Annotated in this window: 6 protein-coding genes, 1 tRNA gene and 1 pseudogene; 5 read left to right on the top strand and 3 right to left on the bottom strand. The window is 70.5% G+C overall.

The genetic code is table 11. The annotated features are described in order from the left end of the window. A partial coding sequence (locus AB0M27_RS45510) for a CoA transferase (RefSeq protein WP_365726005.1) occupies positions 1-152 on the bottom strand: 152 nt, incomplete at its 3' end. A 50-nt stretch (positions 153-202) separates the two neighbouring features. Next, complete coding sequence (locus AB0M27_RS45515; protein WP_365731898.1) at positions 203-1,885, bottom strand: thiamine pyrophosphate-binding protein; 1,683 nt, start codon at positions 1,883-1,885, stop codon at positions 203-205. A gap of 233 nt (positions 1,886-2,118) precedes the next feature. On the opposite strand from AB0M27_RS45515, the gene sucC reads away from it, so the two are divergent. The 4 genes from sucC (at position 2,119) to AB0M27_RS45535 (ending at position 6,126) form a co-directional block, all read left to right on the top strand. Then, positions 2,119-3,249 carry an ADP-forming succinate--CoA ligase subunit beta gene (gene sucC, locus AB0M27_RS45520; RefSeq protein WP_365731900.1) on the top strand — a complete coding sequence of 377 codons (1,131 nt, stop codon included), beginning with the start codon at positions 2,119-2,121 and terminating at the stop codon, positions 3,247-3,249. Positions 3,250-3,260: 11 nt separating this feature from the next. Next, on the top strand, positions 3,261-4,142 hold the full coding sequence (sucD, locus tag AB0M27_RS45525; protein ID WP_365731907.1) for a succinate--CoA ligase subunit alpha: 882 nt from the start codon (positions 3,261-3,263) through the stop codon (positions 4,140-4,142). A 123-nt stretch (positions 4,143-4,265) separates the two neighbouring features. After that, entirely contained in the window at positions 4,266-5,864 is a 1,599-nt protein-coding gene (locus AB0M27_RS45530; RefSeq protein ID WP_365731909.1) for an aldehyde dehydrogenase family protein, read from the top strand. A 177-nt stretch (positions 5,865-6,041) separates the two neighbouring features. Then, a tRNA-Leu gene (locus tag AB0M27_RS45535) sits at positions 6,042-6,126 on the top strand. A 138-nt stretch (positions 6,127-6,264) separates the two neighbouring features. Here AB0M27_RS45535 and AB0M27_RS45540 read toward each other — a convergent pair. After that, positions 6,265-7,593: a recombinase family protein gene (locus AB0M27_RS45540; protein WP_365731911.1), complete on the bottom strand. Its 1,329-nt coding sequence runs from the start codon at positions 7,591-7,593 to the stop codon at positions 6,265-6,267. Between the two features lie 256 nt (positions 7,594-7,849). Between AB0M27_RS45540 and AB0M27_RS45545 the strand changes: the two are divergent. Then, a pseudogene (locus AB0M27_RS45545) lies at positions 7,850-8,073 on the top strand (ISAzo13 family transposase); the annotation flags it as partial. Positions 8,074-8,184 lie beyond the last annotated feature (111 nt).

The following is an 8,184-nucleotide window of genomic DNA, read 5'->3' on the forward strand; positions in this document are numbered from 1 at the left end:
TTGAGCATCGTGAAGTAGAGGGAGTCGACGTCCGGCAGGTCCCGCAGCTGTTTGCGGGTGATGTCGCCGGTCGGCGCCTCCAGCTTGATGACGTCGGCGCCGAGCCAGGCGAGCAGCTGGGTCGCGGAGGGCCCGGACTGGACGTGGGTCATGTCCAGGACTCGGATGCCGTCGAGTGCCTTGGTGGTCACCTTGGGTCCCCTCACTTGTACATGGTCTGGTTCATGGTTCCGGGGGCGTACGCGTCCGGGTCGACCCAGACGTTGATGAGCGACGGCTTGCCCGACTCGCGGGCCCGGCGCAGCACGGGGCCGATGTCGGCGGGATCGCGGACCTCCTCGCCGTAACCGCCCAGCATCTGCGCGAACTTGTCGTAGGCGACGTCGCCGAGGGTGTTTCCGACCCGCTCGCGCTCCTTGCCGTACTTGACGGCCTGGCCGTAACGGATCTGGTTCATCAAGGAGTTGTTGCCGACGATGCCGACGAACGGCAGGTCGTAGCGGACCAGGGTCTCGAAGTCCCAGCCGGTCAGGGAGAAGGCGCCGTCCCCGAAGAGGGCGACGACCTCCTTGCCCGGGCGGGCCTGCTTGGCGGCGAGCACGAAGGGGACGCCGACGCCGAGCGTGCCGAGCGGGCCCGGGTCCATCCAGTGGCCGGGCGACTTGGGCTGGACGACCTGCCCGGAGAAGGTGACGATGTCGCCGCCGTCGCCGATGTAGATCGAGTCCTCGGTGAGGAAGCCGTTGACCTCGCTGACGAGGCGGTACGGGTGGATGGGCGACGCGTCCGACCTCAGCAGCGGCAACCGCTTCTCGAGCGCCGTCCGCTCGGCCGCGCGCAGCTCGTCCAGCCACTCCTTGCGTCTGGCCGCGCCCCCGTCGAGCCGTCCGGAGGCCGCCTCGGTGACGGACTTCAGGACCAGCCCCGCGTCGCCGACGATGCCGAGGTCGATGTCGCGGTTCTTGCCCACCGTGCGGTAGCCCAGGTCGATCTGGACGACCGTCGCGTCGGGGGAGAGGCGCTTGCCGTAGCCCATGCGGAAGTCGAACGGCGTGCCGACGATCACGATGACGTCGGCGTTGGAGAAGGCGTACCGCCGTGAGAGCTGGAAGTGGTGCGGGTCGCCGGGCGGGAGGGTGCCGCGGCCGGCGCCGTTCATGTACGCCGGGATGTCGAGGGCCCGTACCAGCTCGACGGCCGCCTCGGTGCCGCGGGTCGTCCACACCTGGCTGCCCAGCAGGATCGCCGGCTTCCCGGCGTGCACGAGCAGGTCGGCGAGCTTCTCGATCGCCTCGGGGTCGCCGGCCGAGCGGGTGGAGGCACGGTAGGCGCCGGCCCTCGGCACCCGCGCCTTGTCGGCCGGTACCTTCGCGTCCAGGACATCGCGGGGGATCTCCAGGAAGGAGGGGCCGGGCGCGCCGTGGTAGCACTCGCGGAACGCCATCGACACCATGTCGGCGGCGCGGGCGGTGTCCGGCACGGTCGCCGCGAACTTGGTGATCGGCGTCATCATGTCGACGTGCGGCAGGTCCTGCAGGGACCCCATCTTGTGCTGGGTGAGCGCCCCTTGGCCGCCGATCAGCAGCATCGGGGACTCCGCGCGGAAGGCGTTGGCGACCCCGGTGACGGCGTCGGTCGTGCCGGGGCCCGCGGTGACCACCGCGCAGCCCGGCCCGCCGGTGATACGGGCGTAGCCGTCGGCGGCGTGCGCGGCGACCTGCTCATGGCGTACGTCGACGACTTCTATGCCTTCGTCGACGCAGCCGTCGTAGATGTCGATGATGTGGCCGCCGCACAAGGTGTAGATGCGATCGACTCCCTCGGCCTTCAGCGCCTTGGCCACGAGATGACCACCGGAGATCATGTCCTGGGCGTCGTCGGGCATGGCGAAGTCCTGTCCCTTTCGTAGGGTTGGGCGGCTCGCGTGCACTGCATACCGACAGCCGCCGAGCTGTATGCAGTAGATTGCATACAGTCGACGAATACTGTATGAAGCTTGTTATCCCGCATCCCGTGGATGGTGTCCAGGGGGCGAACACACTTTTCGGTCATCGGAGTCCGGCCTCATTCGGTCAGTGCCGGGCGGACTCGCGACGGCCTCGCAGACAGGAGCCGCACATGGACCTGTACGAACACCAGGCACGGCAGCTCTTCGAGGAACACGGCATTCCCGTGCCGCGGGCAGAGGTCACCGACTCGTCCAAACAGGCCCGCGAGATCGCCCGCCGGCTCGGCGGCCGGGCCGTGGTCAAGGCGCAGGTGAAGACCGGCGGGCGCGGCAAGGCGGGCGGGGTCAAGCTCGCCGCCGACCCCGCAGCGGCGGAGCTGACCGCACGCCAGATCCTCGGCATGGACATCAAGGGCCACCTGGTCGGCACGGTGATGCTCGCCGAACCGGTCGACATCGCCGAGGAGTTCTATGTCTCCTACGTCCTCGACCGCACCGCCGGCGGCTTCCTCGCCATCGCCTCCGCCCAGGGCGGCATGGAGATCGAGGAGGTCGCGGCGACCCGGCCGGAGGCGGTGGCACGGATCCCCGTCGACCCGGCCAAGGGCGTCACGTCCGCCAAGGCCGGGGAGATCGCGAGCGCGGCCGGGCTGCCCCCGCAGACCGTCGACGTCCTCGTACGGCTGTGGGAGGTGCTGATCCGCGAGGACGCCCTGCTGGTCGAGGTCAACCCCCTGGTGCGCACCGCCCAGGGGCGGATCCTCGCCCTCGACGGCAAGGTCACCCTGGACGACAACGCCCGCTTCCGGCAGGCCCGTTGGGGCCAGCGGGGCGAGGAGCACCAGGACCCGCTGGAGGCGGCCGCCGCCGAGCGCGGCCTCACCTACGTCAGGCTCGACGGGGAGGTCGGGGTCATCGGCAACGGCGCGGGCCTGGTCATGTCGACCCTGGACGTCGTCGCCGGCTGCGGCGCCCGCCCCGCCAACTTCCTCGACATCGGCGGCGGGGCCTCCGCACAGGTGATGGCCGACGGACTGTCGGTGATCCTCTCCGACCCGGCCGTGAAGTCCGTCTTCGTCAACGTCTTCGGCGGGATCACCGCCTGCGACGCCGTCGCCGAGGGAATCGTGGCGGCCGTCGACACCGTCCGGCTGACCAAGCCGCTCGTCGTCCGCCTCGATGGCAACAACGCCGCACGCGGACGCGCGATCCTCGGCGCGCGCGCCCATCCGCTCGTCGAACAGGCCACCACCATGGACGGCGCCGCCCGCCGGGCCGCCGAACTCGCCCACACCATCTGAGGAGCCGGGACATGGCCATCCACCTCACCAAGGAGAGCAAGGTCCTCGTCCAGGGCATGACCGGGGGCCAGGGCATGCGGCACACCCGGCGCATGCTCGCGGCCGGCACAAACGTCGTCGGCGGGGTCAACCCGCGCAAGGCCGGGCAGACCGTCGACTTCGACGGGCAGGCCGTCCCGGTCTTCGGTTCGGTCGCCGACGGTATACGGTCGACCGGCGCCGATGTCACCGTAGTCTTCGTGCCGCCCGCCTACGCCAAGGCCGCCGTCATCGAGGCCGCCGACGCCCACATCCCCCTCGCCGTCGTCATCACCGAGGGCATCCCGGTCCACGACACGGTCGCCTTCACCGCCCACGCCCGGCGCACCGGCACCCGGATCATCGGCCCCAACTGCCCCGGCCTGATCACCCCCGGCCAGTCCAACGCCGGCATCATCCCCGCTGACATCACCAAGCCCGGCCCCATCGGCCTGGTCTCCAAGTCGGGCACGCTGACGTACCAGCTCATGTACGAGCTCCGTGACATCGGCTTCTCCACCTGCGTCGGCATCGGCGGCGACCCGGTCGTCGGCACCAGCCACATCGACTGCCTGGCCGCCTTCCAGGACGACCCGGACACCGAACTCGTCGTCCTCATCGGGGAGATCGGCGGCGACGCCGAGGAACGCGCCGCCGCCTACATCCGGGAGCACGTCACCAAGCCCGTCGTCGGCTACATCGCCGGGTTCACCGCGCCCGAGGGCCGGACCATGGGCCACGCCGGCGCGATCGTCTCCGGCTCCGCCGGCACCGCCCGCGCCAAGCAGGAGGCCCTGGAGGCGGCCGGAGTCCGCGTCGGCCGCACCCCGACCGAGACGGCCCGACTGGTCCTGGACACCCTCCACGCCGGCTGACCCGCCCCGGCCCCCATCGGGCCCCACTCCCTCCCCAACCAACCTCAAGCCCCCCACCCCACCTGGAGCCACCCCACCCCACCCCACCCCGCCCCGACCGTGCAGCGAGAGCGGAGCCGACGTATGACACCCACGCTCACCCCGAACCCGCCGCCGACGAACCCCGCCCAGCGCCCGCCCGCCCCGACCCCCGCGCTCCTGAAGCCCGGCACGGCCTACGCCGACGCCTGGCGGCGCTGTCTCGCCGTAGCGCCGGAGGCCTTCCGGGACGACCGTGTCCTCAATCTCTGGGGTGCAGAATGGCGGGCCGGCGGACGTGCGCTCCCGGCGACCACCCCGGTCGACGGCACCCCGATCGCCGGCGCCCCGCGGCTCGACGGCGCCACCGCCCAGCAGGCCGTACGAGCGGCCCTCGACCAGCACCGCGCCTGGCGGCACATCCCGCTGCCCGAACGGCGGGCGCGGATAGCCGCCACCCTGGACGCGCTCACCGCACACCGCGACCTGCTCGCCCTGCTGCTCGTGTGGGAGATCGGCAAGCCCTGGCGGCTCGCCCTCGCGGACGTCGACCGGGCGATCGACGGCGTGCGCTGGTACGCCGACGGCATCGAGCCCATGCTCGCCGGCCGGAGTCCGCTTGATGGACCCGTGTCCAACATCGCCAGCTGGAACTACCCGATGAGCGTGCTCGTGCACGCCGCCCTCGTGCAGGCCCTGGCCGGCAACGCCGTGATCGCCAAGACCCCGACCGACGGCGGTGTGGCCTGCCTCTCCCTGGCCATGGCGCTGGCCGCCCGCGAGGGGGTGCCGGTCACGCTGGTCGGTGGCAGCGGCCGCGAACTGAACGAGGCACTGGTGCGGGCGCCGGAGATCGGCTGTGTGTCCTTCGTCGGCGGCCGCGGCACCGGCGCCGACGTGGCCACCGCCGTCACCGGTCTCGCCAAACCGCACATTCTGGAACAGGAGGGCCTGAACACCTGGGGCATCTGGGAGTTCTCCGACTGGGAGCGGCTCACCGCCGTGATCCCCAAGCTCTTCGACTACGGAAAACAGCGCTGTACCGCTTACCCGCGTTTCGTCGTGCAGCGTTCCCGGTTCGACGCGTTCCTGGCCGCCTACCTCCCCGCGGTCCGCTCCGTCCGCGTCGGCCACCCCCTCGCGGTCGCGGACCGGGCCGACCCGTTCCCCGAGCTGGACTTCGGCCCGCTGATCAACGCGGCCAAGGCCAAGGAGCTCACCGACCAGGTCGCCGAGGCCGTCGACCGGGGCGCCGTACCGCTGTACCGCGGCCGCCCCGACGACACACGGTTCCTGCCGGGTCAGGACACCTCCGCCTACGTCCACCCGGTCACCCTCCTCAACCCGCCGCCGTCCTCCCCGCTGCACCACGCGGAGCCCTTCGGCCCCGTCGACACGATCGTCCTGGTGGACACCGAGGCCGAGCTGCTGGCCGCCATGAACGCGTCCAACGGCGCCTTGGTCGCCACCCTCGCCACGGACGACCGGGCCACCTACGACCGGCTCGCCCCGCAGATCCGCGCCTTCAAGACCGGACACGGCGTTCCCCGCTCCCGCGGCGACCGCGACGAGCTGTTCGGCGGTTCCGGCGCCTCCTGGCGGGGTGCCTTCGTCGGCGGCGATCTTCTGGTGCGCGCCGTGACTCGCGGGCCGGCGGGGGATCGGCTGCCCGGGAACTTCCCGGAGTACCAGCTCATGCCGTAGCCCTCACGGCATGTACACAGGATCATGCATTCTGTATGCCGCCGCCGACCCGGGCGGCCCGGCCCGGCGCCGAGCCGCCCCCACGGGACGGATACGCAGGTGAAACGCACTCCGAAACCTTGGTATTGTTGTCCATGTCGCCGCGGGGAACACCCCCGGCAAGGCGGCAGACACCTAGTCCGGGTGGCGGAATGGCAGACGCGCTAGCTTGAGGTGCTAGTGCCCTTTATCGGGCGTGGGGGTTCAAGTCCCCCCTCGGACACAGAGTTGCCCCACGCTGGCCTGTTTTCGGGCATGTGGGATCGGCACCCGTTTCCGGCTCCCGGCCAGGGCGGGTGTTCGTCGTTGCGGGGTCTTCGGCCTGGCTTCTCCCCTTCGTCGGCGGTTCGGTGGGCATCGGTCAGCTGATGGTGATCCTTTCTGCCTGGGGCGTGTCCGCGGTCAGGGTTCTGGTCGCGGGGTCGTAGGTCAGGGTGATCTCCTCGCTGCGCAGGTGGGCGATTGCCTGGGCCGGTGTCGGTGGCGCCGGGTCACGGCTCACGGGTGCTGACCCCGGAGGATCCAGGCGGCTGGTGAGGCGGAGATGCAGGGCCGGTAGGTGCGGCAGTACCTGGTCTTCGCGCAGGTAGGCGTTGGGAGTGCGACCGGGGTCGGGCCGGGTAGCGCTGGTGTGGCCGTGGCGGCACCGGTAGCCAGGACGGTGGTGAGTCCAGTGAGACTCCATGCGCCGGCCGCAGACACCGCAGCAGAGCAGCCCTGCCAGTAGGTAGGCACGTCCAGGGACGGTTTCCCGGTGGGGGCGGAGGTTCTGGACGGTGATGAAGTCGGCCTCGCTGACCAGTGCTGGGTGTGCGGGCCGGGCGGAGATGATCCAGTCAGTGGGGGTGTTCCAGCGCATGACGTCGCGGTGGCCGAGTGTGGTGTTGGCGGGGTCGAGGAGGTCGTGGTCGGTGCGCTGGCGGTTCCAGACCTGACGGCCGGTGTAGCGCGGATTGGCGAGGATCGCCCGGACCGTGTTCAGCACCCAGCGCTGCCCTTCCCGGTGCGGGTTCCGGACGGGGTCGGCGGCTGCCGGACAGGGGACACCGGCGTCGTTCAGGGCGCGGGTGATGCGCGCGACGCTGTGTCCGTCCAGGCGCTGGGCGAAGATCCAGGACACGATCGGCCCGCACTCGGGGTCGGTGTCCAGACGCTGCAGGCGTACGCCACGACGCGCGAGGGCCCGGTTGGGGTGCGGGCCTGCATCGACCAGACGGTAGCCGTAGGGTGGTCGGCCGCCGAGATATCGGCCTTGATCGCGGGTCTGCACGGTCATCGCGGCGCGGGTGCGGATCCGGGCGCGGGCGATCTCCCGTTTGGACAGGATGCCGAGCAGGATCATCAGCTCTTCCTGCCCTGCGGTCTGCGGATCCACGGCCCCGCCCAGTTCCGGCACCCACACCTCGATGTCGTAGTGGTCGAAAAGCGGGGCCATGGTCGCGAACTGGTTGCCGTAGAAGGCGCGTTCACTGGAGCCGATGACGATTGCGTCGAAGTCCCGGTCGGGGTCGGCCATCGCGGCGAGCAGGGCCGCCGCCTCAGGTCGGCGCGCCCAGGGGATGGTGCGGCTGCGCCCGGTGTCGAAGAACGAGGAGCAGGGAGTCCAGCTGCGGGCCCAGTCCGCTACGAGAGCCTGGGCTGCAGCGGGATCATGGGTGTGCCCGACCGTCTCTTGCGACGCTGTCATCATGGGCGCCTCCCCACAGCCGTCGTGCCCGGCCTTACCGTGGACATGCCCGGACAGGGAGGCAGGATGAACCGGGACACATCAAGTTGACCCGAACGGGTGAAGATCGGTGGTCGAACGCTGACGATGAAAGCTGCCATGCCGATTCCTCGCGCTGGCTGGAACCGGCACGGCACGTCTCGGCTTGCGGTGGGACTGTGCGGTCGGCTCCTGGGATGCTGCGCGATAGGTGCGCGGGCGGTCGGTGATCTGTTCGACGATGGCCGCCGTGCTCTACCTGCGCAGACTCGGCACCCGAGAGCTGCTCGCCCAGCTCTTCGGAGCCAACGGCAGCACCCTCACCGGGGCCATTCGCCGAGTCCAGCGCCTCCTTGCCGACCACGGCTACACCATTACACCCTCGACAGCCAGGTCCGGACGCCCGCTGACGTCACTGCCCTCCTCGCGAACAGCAGCCTCACTGGGATCAAAGCAGCATGTTGATTCTTTACGGGCCCTTAGGGCCCGTAAAGAATCAACACGTTGCTTCGCGGTCTCCTTGTCGTTGGTGTGGTATGCGCATACCGAGCGAGGTTCGTGACCAACTTGCCCTGA

This window comes from Streptomyces sp. NPDC052107 (genome assembly GCF_040680215.1).
Classification (GTDB): Bacteria; Actinomycetota; Actinomycetes; order Streptomycetales; family Streptomycetaceae; genus Streptomyces.